The sequence below is a fragment of the Anabaena azotica SJ-1 genome, from assembly GCF_047275885.1.
Taxonomy (GTDB): domain Bacteria; phylum Cyanobacteriota; class Cyanobacteriia; order Cyanobacteriales; family Nostocaceae; genus Trichormus_B; species Trichormus_B azotica_A.
Genome location: NZ_CP178454.1, coordinates 771,843 through 790,741 on the forward strand (window position 1 = coordinate 771,843; position 18,899 = coordinate 790,741).

Sequence of the window (18,899 nt, forward strand, 5' to 3'; positions counted from 1 at the left end):
AATTGCTAGAATAATGCCAATTTTATACAAAATATATGCTTCCAGCAAATAGAGTTTATTTTTTATTAAGTTTGGGAATAGTAGTGTTTCCCATTTTATCTCTGATTTTGGGTATTTCCCAAGTCATTGCCCTAACTTTTTTATTTGATGTTGTTGTTTTAATTTTAGTGTTTGTTGATGGGTTGAGGGTCAGAAAAGATCGGGTTAAAATCAGCCGAGAATTGCCCTCACGTTTATCTATCGGACGCGATAATCCAGTGATGTTGAAGGTAGAATCGGGAACTAGCAACGCCGTTATTCAAATTCGTGATTTCTACCCCACAGAGTTTGCTGTTTCTGCATCCACTCTCAGCTTGAATTTACCTGCAAATAATACCCAAGAATTAACCTATAGTGTATACCCAACTCAAAGGGGAGAGTTTGCTTGGGGAAATATTCAAGTCCGACAGTTGGGACTTTGGGGATTAGCTTGGCATGATTGGCAAATTCCCCAAAATACGAGCGTGAAAGTATATCCTGATTTAGTGGGATTGCGATCGCTCTCGATTCGTTTGACACTGCAATCATCTGGTTCTATCCGTAAAATTCGCCAAATGGGCATAGGCACAGAATTTGCAGAATTGCGTAATTATCGCAGCGGTGACGATTTAAGATTTATTGATTGGAAAGCTACCGCTAGACGTAGTTATGGTAACACTGGTCCACTGGTGAGAGTTTTGGAGCCAGAACAAGAACAAACCTTATTGATATTACTAGATCGCGGCCGCTTGATGACAGCCAGAGTCCAAGGTTTACAAAGATTTGACTGGGGTTTAAATACTACATTATCCCTAGCATTAGCAGGATTACACAGAGGCGATCGCGTTGGTGTGGGTGTATTTGACCGCCAAATACATACCTGGATTCCCCCAGAACGCGGTCAACATCACCTCAATCAACTAATTGATCGTCTCACTCCCATTGAACCAGTATTATTAGAATCTGATTATTTAGGGGCTGTAACTCATGTAGTTAAACAACAAACCCGCAGGGCGCTGGTAGTGGTAATTACTGACTTAGTTGATGTCACAGCCTCATCAGAACTGCTTGCGGCTCTTTGCAGACTAGCACCCCGCTATTTACCCTTTTGTGTCACTCTCCGCGATCCTCAAGTTGACCAAGCAGCAGACACTTTTACTGAAGATGTCACCACAGCTTATACCCGTGCAGTCTCTCTAGATTTATTAGCACAAAGACAAGTTGCATTTGCCCAATTAAAACAAAAAGGTGTCCTAGTTCTTGACGCACCCGCAAATCAAATTTCTGACCAATTAGTGGAACGATATTTACAACTGAAAGCGAGAAATCAACTTTAGGAAGAAGGAGTTCAGAAGTCAGGAGTTCAGGAGTTCAGGAGTATGGCTTACGCCACGCTATGCCTTCGGCACACTACGTGAACGCTATCAGGAGTTCAGGAAGAAGAAAGAATTAATTTTTCCCCCTGCTCCCCTGCTCCCCTGCTCCTCTGCTCCTCTGCTCCCCTGCTCCCTTCCCTCACCGATAAGTTCTTAACTCAAATAAGATCGCTATAGTAACATCTACCTTAAATGGGTGCGTTTCTTTTGAGAAGACAATTATAGTGTCAATTGTCAATATATATACAAATTTTATATTTAAACTTTAAATAAAGATTTGATAAAAAATAATAGATCCTCTTGGCAATTTCTCATAACAGACTATACCATCGGTTTTGATAAATATAAAAATGTTTATGGAGGACATACAAATAAATATCTTTAACTGGTATAGCTGCATGAACTTCCATTAATTATATGTGGAATATTTGTTGCTTCTGTCTTTATATTCAGAGTAAATTATCTTGTCATGTTGAGTGCAAGGTTCACAGAGTATCATGAAGGGATACAAAATGACATTGGGCATTTCTTTTAGTGGAGTTATATACAGCATAATTCAGGAGTCAGTAATCAAGAGTTAGGAATGAAACTGGCTTTGTATATAGGTTTTAATTTTGATGTTGTACTTCATTAATCTGCAATCTGCTGTAAGAGTATAGAGTCATTTTTGATGGGTTAATAATCCTGAAATATTTCTGTAATTAAAGACTTTACAATCTCTCTGTAATCATTTTTTAGAAATCATGAGTAATATGTCTTCTCTAGTTACCACTAATATTTTCAATCAAAAATTTGTTGGTAATAAATTAATTACTGCACCAGCCGGATTTGTTCACTTCGATAGTAAAGATATTGAGCAATCTATCTCTACTCGGTTTGAACAGCAAGTTAATAAATATCCTAATGCTATCGCCCTTAAAACTAGTAAAGAAACGCTTACATATCAACAGCTAAATAACAAAGCCAACCAATTAGCTAATACTATTCTCTCTCAAAGAGGAAAGCAATTAGAAGTGATTGCTTTGCTGTTAGAAAAAGGTGTAGATTTTATTAGTAGTATTTTTGGTATATTGAAAACAGGAAAAATCATTGTACCTCTAGATTCTACATTTCCTGTTGATAGACTTTCTTATATTCTAGAAGACACCCAAGCTGTTTTGATTATTACCAATAATCAGAATTTAACCTTAGCTCGTCAATTAGCTAATAATAGTTGTCAGATATTTAATATTGATGAAATACCTCACCATATTTCTACAGAAAATATCCACATTCACATATTACCTGAAAATCCAGCTTATATAATTTATACGAGCGGGTCAACTGGTAAACCAAAAGGCGTAGTACAAAGTCATATAAATTCTTTACATTACTGTATGACTGATACAAATACATTACTTATTAGTCCTGAAGACCGGGTAATTTTTCTCTATTCATGTAGTACATTAGGTGGATTATTATGTATTTTCTATACTTTGCTAAATGGTGCTTCTCTCTATTCCTATGATGTAAAAAAAGAGGGATTAAATAATTTAGTTACTTGCCTAATAACAGAAGAAATTACTATTTATCATTCATTTACTACTTTGTTTCGTCATTTTGTGGATACCTTCACGGGTGAAGAACAATTTCGCAAAATTCGCTTAGTTAAGTTAGGTGGAGAAGCGACTTTAATTAGAGATGTAGAAAATTACAAAAAATATTTTGCTAATCATTGTGTAATGTATGCGAGTTTAGGTTCTACTGAAGCGGGAACTTTTAGGAATTTTATTGTTGACAAAAATACAAAAATCCATGTTAATAATATCCCCCTTGGTTATGGTGTGGAAGGGATGGAAGTTTTGTTATTGGATGATACAGGTGCAGAAGTTGAAACGGGTTGTATTGGCGAAATTGCTATAAAAAGTGAATATTTAGCTTTAGGTTATTGGCAAAAACCAGAATTAACAGAAGCCGTATTTACCTCTAATTTTCAAGGTGGGACTGAAAGAGTTTATCGAACTGGTGACTTGGGATATATTGAGGCAGATGGTTGTTTAATTCATGTTGGCAGAAAAGACTTTCAAGTAAAAATTAGAGGTTTCAGAATAGAAGTAACAGAAATTGAGATGGTGCTTTTTCATAGTGCTAATTTCAAAGAAGTTGTAGTGATAGCACGTGAAGATATTCCCGGAGAGAAACGGTTAGTAGCTTATCTTGTTCCTCAGCAAAAACCTACACCTACTACTAAAGAATTAAGACAATATTTACAAGATAAACTCCCAGAATATATGATACCTAGTGCTTTTGTATTTTTGGATGCTTTGCCATTAACACCTAATGGTAAGACAGACAGACGAAATTTACCAGCACCTGAGTTAGTTAAACCAGAAATAACAGCAACCTTTGAAACACCTGTTGATGATGTAGAATATCAGCTAACAAAGATATGGGAAGAATTTTTAGGTGTTAAACCTATTGGTAGACACGATAATTTTTTTGAATTAGGGGGAAATTCACTTTTAGCCGTGCGGTTGTTTGCAGCTATAGAAAATAAATTGGGTCAAAAATTGCCGTTAGCATCTCTGTTTCCTGTTAGTACAGTAGCTGCGATCGCACAGATTATCTGTCAAAAACAAGATTTAGTAAATACATTATCAACAAAATCTCATCATTCATCTTTAGTAGCGATTCAACCCCAAGGTTCTAAACGACCTTTTTTTGTAATACACCCTCTTGGTGGAGAATTACTTTGTTATCGCAATTTAGCAATACATCTAGGTAATGAACAACCTGTTTATGGACTCCAACCCCAAGGACTAGATGAAAAACAGCCGCCTTTGGTTCGGATGGAAAATATCGCCGCGCACTATATTCAAGAAATACGGACTATTCAACCACAAGGGCCTTATTTATTAGGAGGATATTCTTTTGGTGGTATTGTTGCTTATGAGATGGCGCGACAACTCCAAAAACAAGGTGAAACAGTCAGTTTTCTAGCGATGTTAGATACTTGTCGTCCAGGGTATTTCCAACATTCATCACTACCGAAACGAATTCCCTTGCATTTAGAAAAAATCATCAAAGGGGGTTATAAATACTTTGTTAAAAAACTTATAGGTTGGAGCCGACACGCTCAATATTCTGTTAAAGATGGATGCAAACGTTATTTAAATTTAGGACTTCAAGTTTTTAAGATATCCTCAAATTCAAAAGCTACTGATAAGTATTTAAAAATCATAGATGCTAACACCCAAGCTTTGCAGGAATACCAATTTCCAACTTATTCAGGTAAAGTAACTTTGTTTAGAACTGAGGATGAATATCGAAGTGATAAAATAGGTATAAAATACGATCCTCGATTTGGTTGGGGTGAGATAGTTACAGGTGAATTAGATATTTATCATATTCCTGGTTCTCATCTTTCCCTACTTGATGAACCTTATGTTAGAGTGCTGGCAGAAAAATTGCAGGAGTGTTTAGAGGTTGTTTAAAAAATATGATGTAAACACCGATTTACTTACAGCAGTTTTCACCTAGTTAGACCACAGTAGAGACGTTGCATGCAACGTCTCTACAAGGGTTTTAAAGATTGTTTTGTGGTTCATTTACCTGAAAATCGCTGTAAAGTGCAGATCCCGGACTTCTTGAAGAAATCGGGGATCTGATTGATGACAAAACTCTGAGATAGACAGACTTTCAACTCTGTCACCTGTCACCTTTAAAGAATAGGATTGGGAGTAATAACAGCCAAAACTCCAGCTACTGCTGACGCTACTAGGGAGACAACAGCAGCATTAAATACTAACCAAGCAGCATCTGCAACGGCTTTTTTACTATCAATTGCTTGCTGTTTTGCTTGTTCTCTAATTGTGCGTAGTCTTCTTTGGGTTTCTTGCTGGATGCGTTCGGCTTGATGTAAGACGCTATCCCGTGCAGATTCTACACGATTGATAATTTGATTGGCTTGTTCTTCAGAGATATCGGGACGAGAACTGAGGATAGCTACTAAGGTATCACGGTCGAATTGACTCAAGCGATCGCGCAAGGCTTCAAATCCGGCTTGTGGGTCATCAAATATTTTTGCAAAATCCTGTTGAATGCCTTCATAATTGAGTTCGGGACGATCCAAGGAGTTGAGATAATCACGAATTCTGCCAAAAATTCTATCCACAAGCGATCGCACTCGTTGCTGAATCTGCTCAAATTGTTCAACGATGGAATCACGCACAGATTCGATTTGGTCTACAATTCTGTTGGCTTCTGCTTCTGAAATATCCTCACGCTGGGAAAGCAAAGCTACCAATGTCGAACGGTCAATTCTGGAAACGCGATCGCCTAAACTACCAATACCTGCGCGTGGTGAAGATAGCAATAATTGTAAATCGCGTTTGATGCCTTCGGGATTCAGTTCTTCTTTATTGGTGTTGCGGAGATAGTTTTCCAAATTGGCTTCAAAATCTAGCACTTGTTGAGTCGTGCGTTGTGCTAAACGTTGCGGTGCTTTGACTATGTTGTTAATTGCTTGTTGTACAGAGTCAATAATTTGGTTAACTTGTTCCTCATTCAAATCCTCACGCTGGGAAAGCAATTTAACTAAGGTTTCCCGATCAACTTGGGACAAGCGATCGCGCAATGCTAAAATACCTTGTCTGGGTTCACTAAACAACTGTTGCAAATCTCGCTGAATACCTTCTGGGTTGAGTTCTGCCAAATTGGTATTACGCAGATATTCAGCAACAGCTGTAGTTGTTTGTTCGTATTGTTCTCTGGCTTTTTCTGCGACTTTTTGTGGTGCTTGCAGAATATTGTCTCGTACCCCTTCCAAAGCATCTAGAGTTTGGTGAATTTGTTCCTCACTTAAATCTTGACGCTGACTCAATAATTGTACCAGTGTATCCCGGTCAAATTGCGATAAGCGATCGCGTAAAAGATTGATTCCTGCTTGCGGGTCTTCTAAAAGAACTCGAAAATCGCGTTCAATACCTTCAGGATTGAGTTCTTCTTTATTAGTATTCCGCAGATAATCTTCTACTCTGTGACGCAATTCTTGAGCTTTATTTCTAGCTTGTTCTTGCAAATCTCTAGCACGATTCAAAATATTGTCACGAGTATTTTCGATTTGACCAACAATATTATTAGCTTCATCTTCACTAATATCTTGACGTTGCTGAAGTAATTGTACCCAGGTATCACGGTCAACTTCACGCAACCGTTCTTGTAAATCTTCAAACCCAGCTTCCGGGTCTTCCAGTAAAGTTGTCAAATCACGTTCAATACCTTCAGGATTTAATTCTTCTTTGTTAGTATTCCGCAGATAATCTTCTATTCTACTGCGGAGGTCTTGGGATTTAGCTTTTCCTTCCGCTTGTTGAACAATTTGGAAAACTTCTTGACGAATACTTGTGAATTGTTCAGCAATTTCTGGAATTCTCTCCTTGCTGATGTCACCCCGTTGTTGCAGCAAGTTAACAAAATAATCTTGATTTATTTCCTCTACCTGACGACGTACAGTGCTTGGGTCTGCATTGGGGTCATAAATCACATCTCTGAATTCATCTTGAATTGTCAAGCGGTTAAAATGCCAAGGAAAAGAATTAAGGATATAATCTTCTAAATCTGCCTTGATAGTATTTTGAGTTTTGGCAAATCTTCCACCTAATTGAGTACCTATTTTACTTGTTTGTTCAGTAGTTTGGCTGGCTATATGTTTCAGTTGCTCAATAATTTTATTGACATCAACATCTTGAACTTGATTGCCAATTTTTTTCAGTTCATTTGTGATTTCTTGAACATTCACATCAGCGAGATTAACTCTCTCTAACACAGCCGTTCCCGCAGCACCTAAGCCATATTGAATAGCTTGTTTGATAACTCCATTGCTTTGTTTACCATTGCCACCAACAGTTATCAGTTGTTGCAGTCTTTCACCTAATTTTTCCGATTTTAATTCTTCTGGACTAGCAGATTTCAGTAAATCAATCACCTTTTCGGTCGTATTTTGGCGATTTAAAACTTGTTTCCAAGCACTTTCTAGTTGATCAGCAATTTTATTTACATCCTCTGACGAAAATTCTGATCGACTGCTGATTAAATCAACAAAAGTTTGACGATTGATATTTTCCAACAATTTACTATCGCCAATATCTCGCAAATCTACATCTTTTAACAACTGATCAAATTGATTTCTAATTTCTTTGACATCTAATTTTGGTAACGGTAGAGAACTCAAAGAACTTTGCAGAGTATTTCTAATACTGTCAGCATCAAAACCAGAAGTTAATTCTCGACGAACTGCGGCGGTAATTTCTTCAGCAGTTGTTACCATCTGTCTCTGAGCAACATTAGCACCAATAGCAGAAGTAGCAGTACCCAGCAAACCTTGAATACCGGAAGTCACAGTGCTAACAAAAGAACCAATTAATGAACCTACCGCACTCGAACCCAGCCACATAATTACAGTGAAGTAGCTAGACCAAATAATGACACCAATAATTGCTCCTAAAAATGCACTTTCAATTAAGCTAAGTTTAACTGCTAAAAAACAAGCAATGAATAAGGCCATACTGGAGGAAAAAATTGCCCAAACCCCAATTTTAGCTTCAATTTTTCTAATGCTTCCTCCTAATGTTTGGGCATCATCAACATCAGCATAAGCACCTGTTCCTATGGCGGAAATTCCCGCAGCTACAGAAAGATTTGTAAATAATAGTTGAAATGCTAAGGCCATAACTATGCCACTTAGCAATGCGAGAAAGAATCTAGGACTAGAAAATACAAGTGATGTTTGGACTGGAGTTAAAACTTCACCAGTCGCTCTAATGGGAGCTAATCCTAAGTGTAAATAGTCAAATTTTAAACTATTTACTACCATTAACAAAGTTTGATAAATCATAATCTCATCCTTAAAAGTTGAAATTAATAATGGGTAAATTAAAGACGTTTTTCAGGTATTATTGATTGTCATGATTCAGGATACAGAATACAGAATGAATTAGAGTTTTCGAGTTCTTCTTGATAATTGATGAGAAAACGTACTTCTGTAGCTTACTGCTACAAACAAATATTCTGATTCCTGAATTCTTACTGATAGTTTTTGTCTGCTTCTAGTTTGAAATTAGTAAAATTTGGGTTTAATTGTATACATTTATTTTGTATACTTACCCTAGCTTTATCTTGACTCTAATTTGCTGTAAAAACTTCTGCCATTCGACACATACAGCAGGGAATAGGGAATAAGTTTAAAGGAGGCAGAAATTAATTATCTGATGAGTAACAATAGCGATCGCGTCCCCTGTGTTTAGCCTTGTACAGTTCTTGATCGGCTGAACTGATAAGTATATCTGGCTTGATGTCCAAAGAGGGTACGAGGGAACAAATTCCCATACTAACGGTAACGATATCCTTGACATCAGACTTTGCATGGGGAATGGCCAGACCGTGAATTGCTTGCTGAATATTTTGTGCTACTTGAATTGCTCCCGCTAAGTCAGTATTGGGAAGGAGTACCGAAAATTCTTCTCCACCGTAACGCGCTACGAGATCATCAGGACGATACACTGTTTGTTGGACTGTTTGAGCTACTCTCATTAGACAATCATCGCCTCCAAGATGACCATAGTAGTCGTTATAGGATTTGAATTTATCAACATCAAATAAAATCAGTGACAGGGATTGTTGCTCTCGCGCAAGACGCTTCCATTCTGCTTGCAGTCGTTCATCGAAGCAGCGACGGTTAGCGACCTGAGTTAAGCCATCTAGATTGACCAATTGTTCTAGTTTCTGATTTGCTGCTTCTGCTTTTTCTTTAGCAATTACTAACTCTGCTGTTCTTTCCTGTACCCGTTGTTCCAAAGTTTCCAAAGATATTTGTAACTCACGTGCCATGTTGTTAAAGGATCTTGCCAGTTGACCTATTTCGTCCTTTGAGTTAATTTTGGCGCGGATCTCTAAGTTACCTATTGTAAACTGATAAACTATATTGGTGAGGTAAATTATGGGCTTTGTTAGCAGTTGCCCAATGACAAAAGCAATGATTGTCACTACTGAAGCGATAATTGCAAAGAGAAACATTGCATCATGTATTTGCTTTTGTACAGGTGCTAGGGAAATATTAAGAGGTTGTGCGAACAACACAGACCAAGGTTTATATTTTAAATGAGCAATCGCAATTAAATTTAGCTGATTACCTGTTGATGACAAAGATGAAATTAAATACGATTGTTTATTATCTAATGCTTGCTTCAGTTTTGATTCATTATTTGCCAATTCTTGAACAGGATAATTAGACAAAATACCTTCTTTTTGCAGTTGAGAAACAACAGCTAAAGGCAGAGGCACAATTGATTTAAAAAGCAGTTCTGGTGCTGTACTATGTGCGATATAAATATTATTTTCATCTAAAAGAATAGCAAAAGATTTTGCCCCAGCCCTGTCAGTTTCTCTAGTTACTAACTGCTGCACAACAGTAGCATTGTAGGCAACTCGCAATACTCCCAATATATCGCCCTTGGCATTGCGAACTGGACTACTAAAAAAGAGAGTAACAAGATCAGGAATTGTTGGCGATCGCTTCATACCAGAAACATAGGATAACTCAGTTTCTAGTGGTTTTTTAAAATAATTTTCAACTGATTCATCTTTGCCAATGCTTGATGTATTTGTATCCAATACATTTTTCCCGTTTAAGTCGAGCAAAGAGTATGAGAGAATGTTGAGCATATCTTTGCGACTAAGACGGATTAATGTTTCTGTTGCCAATTGCATTTCGGGGGTATCATTTCGCTGTTGTGGAGTTAGGCTGAGGTAACGTGCCAAACCTGGTAAAATCGCCTCTACGCGCACAGCACTAAGATTTCCATCAATAAAGGCATCTATTCTGTTAGCTGTTTCGTTAGCCGCCGCAGATAGGGCTTGTTTTGCGTTTTCAGTTAGTGCTTTTTCAGTTGTCTGTTTGTTGATAAATGCCAATAAAAGCAACGGAATCAAAGCAACTATTAGAAACGAGGTGATCAACTTGCTTCGTATACCACCCAAAAAAGTCTGCTGCATGGCTTTATACTAGGAGGGAGGGTTTAAGAAGGAAGAATTGAACAAACTTTTTAACTCAGGAAGGCGCGTTAAATTTCCAGAGCGAATAAAAAAGTCTGCATATATCTTGGCAGTTTTGTAAATGGAGTTCGGGTTGCTAGATTGAAAGAATTTTTGATTTTCACCTAAATCTGTTAGGTCTACTCCCTCCAGAGAGATTGTATTGCTAGGAATTTTTAATGCTTTGCTGATGATAGCGTTTCCTTCTTGAACATTTGCTTTCCAGTAAGTCGAGGCTTGCAGCCATGCTCGCACAAATGCCCGAACGTCTTCGGGGCGATCGCGAATTATTTCACCCCGGAAGACAATCAGATCTAAAATCAAGCCAGGGGTTTGTTTGCTCGTAAATAGGATATGTCCCCCTGATTTAATAGCTTCAGAAAGATGGGGTTGCCAAGTGTGTCCGGCTTGAATAACATTATTTTTCAGACGTGGAGGAATTTCTGAAGCCTCTAATTTAACTAAGTTCACATCATCGCTAGTTAAGTTGGTAGTTTTCAACATCTCAGTTACAAAAACTTCGCTAAAACCGCCTAGATTTGCACCCAGTTTTTTCCCTTTCAAGTCAGCGACAGTTTTAATTTGTGGTTGTGCGACTACTACATCTGCTCCTGTTGATTCATCTACAACCATCACGCCTTGTATATCTGGATTTGTAGCACTCAAGATGATAAAACTTCCCAAAGAAGATATAACACCATCATACTTACCCGCACTGAAATTTGCTCCTTCTAATCGGGTGTATCGTTTATGAATTAGTTCCACATCTACCCCTTGGGCTTTGAAGAATCCTTTTTCTTGAGCAATGATAGCTGGATACTCCCCAACAAAATATACAATTGGTATTTTCAAGGGAGGGCGTTTTAATTCTGTTTGTGTCCAAGCATTACAAGCAAATAGCAAACAGGTGCTAATGAGACAAATACTAATGTATTTGAGTATTTTTAACATATAATAATGCTTTATAGATCCTAATTTTTGCTTATTAAAGGTTATAAATATTCTATAATAGATTTGCCTACTGCATTAGCTCTCTTATGGCAGCAAACAGGGAATAAAGTTGAAAGTCTTTTAGTGTAGGGTTTTTTGACATTAATTGTGTATCTCTTTCAAGTGCATACCGCTTTATTTCACTTTTAGAGTTTTATGAATAAATCTGATATTTTTACGACTACAATACATAACTAAAAGTATAAATAATCCCATCCCTACTAAATATTTAATTGGGTCAGGAATAATGGGATTAGGAGATAAAAAGCCTTCAATAATACCAGCAATAATTAGCATAGGCACAATCCCAAATACCAATTGTGCAGCTAGAGAACCATAATATTTAATGGCATCTCGACGGCGATATTTACCAGGAAATAAGATGGCTTTAGCTATTAACAATCCTGACCCACCTGCAAAAAAAATGGCGGGTAATTCCAAAGCACCGTGAGGAAATACAAATGCCCAAAATGGATAAGCTAGATTATTTTGACCTACTAAAGTGCCAATTGCACCAATTAATAAACCATTAAATATCATTAAATAAGTTGTATATAACCCTGCTGTAATTCCTCCTGCTACAGCACCAAAGGAGACAGAAATATTATTAATCATGATGCTACTGGATGCTAGAGGTTCCATCCCAACTATTGAACCCATCCACAATTCATGTTTATCTCGCACTTGGGAAATCAATCTTTCGGGGACTATGAGCGATATAAAGCCGGGATCTTGCCAAGCATACCACCAAGCTACCAAAGCACCGAATATAAACATAGCTGTGGCGATCGCTATGTATGGAAATGTTTGCTGCACTACAGCCGGAAATCCCCAACGATAAAATTCTCCGACTGCTTGCCATTCTTGTTTGCGAGAACCTTGGTAAATTTGTGTATAAGCACGAGTTGTCAAGGATTGTAAACTTTGGATTAAAGTCTTTCCGACTTCTTGGGTACGAGCGCGGGCTAAATCTGCGGCTACGGAACGATACAAGCTTGCTAATTCTCTAATTTCTCCTGAGCGTAGAGATTTTAACTGTTTTTGTTCAACTTTGCGTAATAGAGAATCCAGACGCTGCCAATTTTCTTCTCTTCGTCCTATCCAACGTTTAATATTCATAAAATTTACGGGTACTGAGTTTAATTTACCTTAAGATAGCGACAAATCAAGCTCTGTAAATCAAGGAACATTTACCACTATGTATGAAAACAGGGGTTTTACTAGTCCGGCTGAACCATTGAGTATCGGTAACGTAGTCAGTGCGGCAGTTCGTTTATATCGTTCTCATCTGAAAAGTTATCTGCGAATAGCATTCACTGCTCACTTGTGGGCTTTAGTTCCTATCTACGGTTGGGCAAAATATGCGGCAAGTTCTGGACTCATTTCGCGTTTAGCGTTTGGAGAACTGACAAACCAACCGGAAAGTGTTGAAGATGCTAGGAGTCACGTTAATCCACGTTTATGGTCATTTTGGGGAATTTATTTTCGGGTGGGTATTTATGTAGTATTAGTGTATCTGGGATTAGCGATCGCAGGTGGTATAACAGTTGGTGTGTTAGCAGCAGTATTGAACACTGTATTAGGTCGTGCAGGAGCAATCATCACAACGGCTTTAGTTGCTATTTTGATGGTTATTATTCTTGTCATGGGACTAACTTGGTTTTATGCTCGTTGGGTAATAGCTGAAGTACCTTTGGCAGTTGAAGAAAATATCAATGGTAGTGAGAGTGTTAAGAGAAGTTGGGAGTTGACAAAAGCCTCAGCTTTTCGTATTCAAGGGGTGGTGATAGTTGCGGGTCTAGTGACATTACCAATTGTGTTTTTATTTAATTATTTACCCAGTTTATTCTTGCTGCCTCTAGATCCTGGTTCTAGCATCTACTGGCTTGTCTATGCCATTGCTATGGTGATCAGTTTGGTAGGAGGAATGTTTGTAATGCCGTTCTGGCAATCAATGAAAGCTGTTTTATATTATGACTTGCGGAGTCGCCGTGAGGGGTTAGGTTTAGAATTACGCAATCGCGAAATTTAACTGAGATTTCACTACCTTTAATTAATTTGTAATAGTGCCGACCACTAGCTACGCAAATTTAATTTCTGGTGTGAATTTTTGCTGATCTATTGCTAACTTTGTTACAGTAGAAATATCAAGCCTTGGTAGAAATTTTGAATTTTAAATTTTGAATTTTGAATTATTTAATATGCACCTATTCAATCGGATTAAATTCAGTACACCAGAAAGCGTTGAGTTAGAATTTACTCTGGCTGGAATAGGGAGTAGGACTTGGGCGCTGATCATTGACTATAACATTTTGGGTTTGAGTTTAGCCCTCTTCATCTTTATCTGGGTATCAATTTCAGCCCAATTAATTGATATTGGGTTAGAGATTTTTGGAACAGGCTTTGGTTTATGGATGACTGCGATCGCATTCTTGAGTCTGTTCTTGATCTACACAGGTTATTTTGTCTTTTTTGAAACTATTTGGCAAGGACAAACTCCTGGTAAACGCATTGCTAAAATTCGTGTAGTGCGAGATGATGGCAGACCTTTGAGTATACAACAAGCTGTACTCCGGTCTTTACTTCGTCCTATAGATGAATCTTTGTTTATTGGCGCTCTTTTAATTATGTTCAATAAAAGTGAAAAGCGCCTCGGTGATTTAGTCGCAGGTACGATAGTAATTCAAGCCCAACCAGTAATAACATCTGCAAATTTGACTATATCAGAAGAAGCAAAATTATTTTATATGAGTTTGCAAAAAATTTCTGATTTATCTCAATTATTACCTGATGATTTTGCTATTATTCGTGAATATTTACAGCGCCGTAATGGAATGTCCAATAAAGCTAGGGCATCTTTATCAATAAAATTATCCGAGCAGGTAAAATCTATCATTAACTTGACAATTATGCCAGCCGATATTTCATCTGATGTTTTTTTAGAAGCTGTTTATTTAGCCTATCAACAACCAGAATTTTAATTAGGGTTTGCTGAAAAAGTCTTTCCATTAGGGCTAGGAGTCAGGAGTCAGGAGTCAGGAGTCAGAATTAGAAGAAGAGTCTTGAATCAGATCCAGTGATAGGTTTTTGGTAGTTTCAACGCTTATTTCTTGCACCAGATTCACCTTTTTAACTTTCCAATTCTTGATATATCTCAGTTTTAGCTTTATATGGCTTACGCCACGCTCCGCTATCAGCAAGACCTAATTAGTAATCAGAAGTCAGAAGGCAGGGAAATGGGGGGAATAACCGCTGACAACTGACACCTGACAAATTAAAAATCTAAACTAGTCCAGTTTGGTTGACGATAATATTTTGTCATGTTGTCAAACTTCCGCAACTCAACCCGACGGATTAAAATTTCTGGAAAATTCAACAGCCACTGTTGATTTAAATCAGACAACTGATTACTGAGTTGGATTCGGTCTAGTTCAGCGGGAATTTCACCAAAATAGCCTAATGTAATATGAGCAGTAAAGTTATAATGTTGCTCAATACCCAAGCCCATTAACTTACGATTTTGGTAAATTAGTCGCCGGAGTTGAATTATCTCCTCATAACAGCGTTCATCTTTGGGGATTAAACACACACCTATAGCCCTTGGCATCACTATTAGTCCTAGCATTTGCCAAGAAATTGGATCAGTAGCTTTGCGCCTCAACTGTTGATACTGGTTAAACAAATCACCCAGACAAGAGTTTAACTCCTGTTCAAAGTGGGGATTTTTTTCAGTGGCATGAACAAAAGCATGATCCCAAATTAAATCTGCAACGGTCAAATGAAAGCTTGCAGGAGGTACAGGTACAATTAAATCACCATTGACTGGTAACTCCAACAGCGATCGCTGATAAGTCTCTATTTGTGTGTAAAAAGCTGCATTTTCCGTATCTTCTGCTGCTGCTGGGGTAATCAGCGTATAGCCAGGAAAAGGAGCAGCTTCTCTGACTCCAGAATTCTGCCTAAATTTAGAAGATTCCTGGATATGCTGAACTTGGGTTCTGTAAAATTCTGGTAGCGTCATGCGTGCTACCCGATTTAAATAGGTTTGGTAGTTGTCGTCCAATCTTCTTAGCCTCGATCTCTCTTGATAAATTGTAGGGAAATTTACTCAATTTGACCAAGTTATTTATAAAAGGGTGTGAAAAACCTCATAATTAAAATCAGGGTTTTTAAATTAGGACATTGTATTTTTTCAACCGGACGCTATGCAAACATTATACATACAGTAGAATATGGCTTACGCCACGCTACGCTATCAGGAGTCAGGAGTCAGGAATCAGGAGTAAAACTGGCTTTGTTTATAGGTTTGAATTTAGATGTTGTACCTCCTAGCCACTCAGCACAATGTAATTTAAATTACATTTAAATTACGTAGTTCCTCCGTCCTTGTAGAATAAGCTGATTCAGCACACGCCCCTTGACATCGACACAGCTAAACTGTAAGCCTGAAGGATGGATTACTCTGCTATACAAAGTTGCACTTGAGGCTAACACAACCTCTTCATGCCACTGCTAGGAGAAATTCCAGACACAGAAACTCATCAATTTGTATTTGAGCAGCTGTTGGACTTAGCCGAACCCCTGATAAGCAATGAATCTTGATTCTCAACTTGAAAATAAAGGTACTATTCTCCTAGTAGATGACATCCCAGAAAACTTACAATTACTGAGCGATTTACTAGTTAGACTCGGCTACAATGTTCGTAGCGTTACCAGTGGACGGATGGCGCTGAAGACAGTAAAAGTAAAATGCCCAGATGTGATCCTATTAGATATCAAGATGCCAGAAATGGATGGCTATCAAGTATGTCAAGCTCTCAAAGCTGACGAGGATTTACAACATATTCCCGTTATTTTTATTAGTGCTTTAGATGATGTTTTTGATAAAGTCAAGGCATTTGAATCAGGGGGTATAGATTACATTACTAAACCTTTTCAAATTGAAGAAGTTGTAGCACGTCTGGAAAATCAATTAATTATTCAACGTCAGCAACGCCTGTTAAAACAGGAAGTTAATAACCGTAGAGAAGCCGAAGAAATACTTTATCATTCTCGGGCTTTATTAGCTAGTGTTTTAAATAGTTCTCTGGATGGTATTGCTGCCATGCAAGCTGTTCGGAATCCCACCACAGGGAATATTGAAGATTTTCGTTGTTTGGTTGTAAATCCTGTTATTGCTAAAGTCTTTGAACGCAGTCGAGAAGATTTAATCGGTAAGTTGGTATTAAAAAGATTTCTTAGCCATATTGAACCAGAACTATTTGGCCATTTTGTCAATATTGTAGAAAAATCAGAGACACTCGAACGAGATTTTTACTATCCATCAGGTGAGTCTTTTTGGTTTCATTTTGTAGCTGTAAAATTAGGTGATGGCTTTGCTATTACTATCCGTGATATCACCAGACGAAAACAAATTGAACTGGCTCTTCAACAGGCAAATCAACAACTAGAACTCTTAGCGAATCTGGATGCTTTAACTCAGGTTGCTAACCGTCGTTGTTTTAATAATCGCTTGTTACAGGAATGGGAAGAATTAGCAAAAGAACAGTACCCACTTTCCCTAATTATTTTTGATATTGATGCCTTCAAAAGTTATAATGATTACTATGGTCATCTAGCAGGTGATGATTGTCTATTACAAATTGCTCAGGCTGTGTATAGCTTAATTCGTCATCTTGATGTCAATCGTCCTGCTGATTTGGTAGCACGTTACGGTGGTGAAGAATTTGCGGTACTTTTGCCTAATACAGATTTAAAAGGGGGAGCAAAGGTAGCAGAAAGAATTCAGGAAGCAATTCATGACCTAGCTATTCCTCATATCAAATCTCATGTTAAAGATATAGTTACAGTCAGTTTGGGGGTAGCTGCACTGATACCCAGTTTGGAAGTTAAGCCAGATATATTAATTGCTTCAGCAGATAAAGCCCTGTATGAGGCCAAACAACAAGGACGGGATCAGTATTGTATTAATGACTGCCAAAAACTGTAAATAGTGTGTTGGTTGAAATCAGGACTTACGCAACTGGCATATTAGTAGGGTGCATTAGACTTCATAAATCCTGCAAATAAACAAATATTTGATATCTGACGCACCATAAAATAGATGTTTGGTGTGACACTTGCGTAAGTCCTAGAAATAAAAAACCTCTATTCTGCTCAAAATTTGGCAAATGTACAAGCATCTTTAGAAGAATAATTTTTTAGAAAATATCGCTCATCATATTGTTGCCAATTTTAAGGTACTGGATACCACTCACCAGACTGCAAAAACCGAATATCATTACCAAGTAAATTGACATTATAAATCCATTTAACACTTGAATTGAGATTATTGACAGTAGAATTATTACCTCCTAAAACCGTAACTTGCCATCCTGCTTGAACTGACTGACGGCAATTTAATTTGCGGTTATCAATATTCAAACAACGGTCAAAAAATTGAGGAGTTGTCCAACGTAGATAAATCTTATCAACTGAAACTCTTCCTCGTTTAGCAGCATCTTTTTGAATTGCCGTTACAATTGAATTGGGTAAACTCTGCATTCCATCAGGTAGGGGATAAAAATTAGGGTTAGTAATATCGTTTTTGGAAATATAGTAAACATACCGATTAGCACCACTTGTCACTATCATTTGCCAACCTTCTACTTCTACATTTGGACAAGTCCCCATTTCTGGTTTTGAAGGACTAGCACCTCCACCTTGACACCAATTCCATTTTGTAGTTTTAATACTTTCTACTTGTAAATTAGAAGTTAATCCTTCATGGCGACTCACAACATCTTCTAACACCTTTACGCCAATATTCTGGGGCATTTTTGCTGTTTGTTTTGGCAAAAATAAACTTAAATTTCCATAATTTAAATCTTTGCCATCTAGTCCCAAAAAGAATGGTTTTTCTGTACCTTCTACAAGAATATGCCATCCTAAAATTGGCTTGACTTTGCAAGTAGCATTAATGGGACAGGGAGGCAGACCTTGAGTTAATTCTGCTGCAATAATACGCAATTTATTGGGTTTTAGTCTTAATCTCTTAGATAAATTAGAAATAATATTATTATTTAAACTTGCGGTTGCATCTAGGGTGATAAATCCATTATTTGTTACATAATAAACCCAATTTTCACCTTGACCACTCATGGTTACACGCCAACCAGAACGGGATATATTTGTACATGATTTAGAATTAATAAATCCTGATTTATCAGGTAAACAATCTCCCCAACGAGCTACTTGAGATTGAGTTAGTTTCAGTAATTTATCATTAATTGCCAATTTCTGTGCCATGTTTTTTCGCACTGCTGTTTCTAAATTTGGCGGCAGATTTTTTGTGGTAGCTACTATTCTTTCAAGATGATTCTGAATCAGTGTCCTTGGTTGTGTAACCAAACTACTGATACCAATTAACCCCACCACACTACACAAAAGTATTTTGGCTGTCATAAT

11 protein-coding genes are annotated in these 18,899 nt (G+C 37.5%); 5 read left to right on the top strand and 6 right to left on the bottom strand.

Going from position 1 to position 18,899, the window contains the following annotated elements:
- Positions 1-35 precede the first annotated feature (35 nt).
- Together ACLLO5_RS03250 and ACLLO5_RS03255 are read left to right on the top strand one after the other, a co-directional pair.
- Positions 36-1,355 (top strand): DUF58 domain-containing protein, encoded by a 1,320-nt coding sequence (locus tag ACLLO5_RS03250; protein ID WP_413174047.1) that lies wholly within the window; start codon positions 36-38, stop codon positions 1,353-1,355.
- Positions 1,356-2,146: 791 nt separating this feature from the next.
- A complete protein-coding gene (locus ACLLO5_RS03255) occupies positions 2,147-4,867 on the top strand; it encodes an AMP-binding protein (protein ID WP_413174048.1) in 2,721 nt (906 codons plus the stop codon).
- A gap of 227 nt (positions 4,868-5,094) precedes the next feature.
- Here the strand turns inward: ACLLO5_RS03255 and ACLLO5_RS03260 are convergent, their stop codons facing one another.
- The 4 genes from ACLLO5_RS03260 to ACLLO5_RS03275 all read right to left on the bottom strand — a co-directional run bounded on the left by ACLLO5_RS03260 (position 5,095) and on the right by ACLLO5_RS03275 (position 12,572).
- The gene (locus tag ACLLO5_RS03260; protein ID WP_413174049.1) at positions 5,095-8,268 is read right to left on the bottom strand and encodes an MFS transporter; all 3,174 of its coding nucleotides are present in this window, start codon (positions 8,266-8,268) and stop codon (positions 5,095-5,097) included.
- A 362-nt stretch (positions 8,269-8,630) separates the two neighbouring features.
- Positions 8,631-10,424 carry a diguanylate cyclase domain-containing protein gene (locus ACLLO5_RS03265; RefSeq protein WP_413174050.1) on the bottom strand — a complete coding sequence of 598 codons (1,794 nt, stop codon included), beginning with the start codon at positions 10,422-10,424 and terminating at the stop codon, positions 8,631-8,633.
- A gap of 9 nt (positions 10,425-10,433) precedes the next feature.
- Positions 10,434-11,414, bottom strand: coding sequence for an ABC transporter substrate-binding protein (locus ACLLO5_RS03270; protein WP_413174051.1), 981 nt, complete (start codon positions 11,412-11,414; stop codon positions 10,434-10,436).
- 174 nt (positions 11,415-11,588) lie between these two features.
- Positions 11,589-12,572, bottom strand: coding sequence for a stage II sporulation protein M (locus tag ACLLO5_RS03275; RefSeq protein ID WP_413174052.1), 984 nt, complete (start codon positions 12,570-12,572; stop codon positions 11,589-11,591).
- A gap of 79 nt (positions 12,573-12,651) precedes the next feature.
- Here ACLLO5_RS03275 and ACLLO5_RS03280 point away from each other — a divergent pair, with 79 nt between their 5' ends.
- Together ACLLO5_RS03280 and ACLLO5_RS03285 are read left to right on the top strand one after the other, a co-directional pair.
- On the top strand, positions 12,652-13,485 hold the full coding sequence (locus ACLLO5_RS03280) for a glycerophosphoryl diester phosphodiesterase membrane domain-containing protein (RefSeq protein ID WP_413174053.1): 834 nt from the start codon (positions 12,652-12,654) through the stop codon (positions 13,483-13,485).
- A 169-nt stretch (positions 13,486-13,654) separates the two neighbouring features.
- Complete coding sequence (locus ACLLO5_RS03285; protein ID WP_413174054.1) at positions 13,655-14,434, top strand: RDD family protein; 780 nt, start codon at positions 13,655-13,657, stop codon at positions 14,432-14,434.
- 293 nt (positions 14,435-14,727) lie between these two features.
- Here the strand turns inward: ACLLO5_RS03285 and ACLLO5_RS03290 are convergent, their stop codons facing one another.
- Positions 14,728-15,516 (bottom strand): DUF1868 domain-containing protein, encoded by a 789-nt coding sequence (locus ACLLO5_RS03290; protein ID WP_413174055.1) that lies wholly within the window; start codon positions 15,514-15,516, stop codon positions 14,728-14,730.
- A gap of 528 nt (positions 15,517-16,044) precedes the next feature.
- Here ACLLO5_RS03290 and ACLLO5_RS03295 point away from each other — a divergent pair.
- On the top strand, positions 16,045-17,442 hold the full coding sequence (locus ACLLO5_RS03295) for a diguanylate cyclase domain-containing protein (protein ID WP_413174056.1): 1,398 nt from the start codon (positions 16,045-16,047) through the stop codon (positions 17,440-17,442).
- Positions 17,443-17,687: 245 nt separating this feature from the next.
- Here ACLLO5_RS03295 and ACLLO5_RS03300 read toward each other — a convergent pair whose 3' ends face one another.
- On the bottom strand, positions 17,688-18,896 hold the full coding sequence (locus ACLLO5_RS03300) for a hypothetical protein (protein WP_413174057.1): 1,209 nt from the start codon (positions 18,894-18,896) through the stop codon (positions 17,688-17,690).
- Positions 18,897-18,899: the final 3 nt, after the last annotated feature.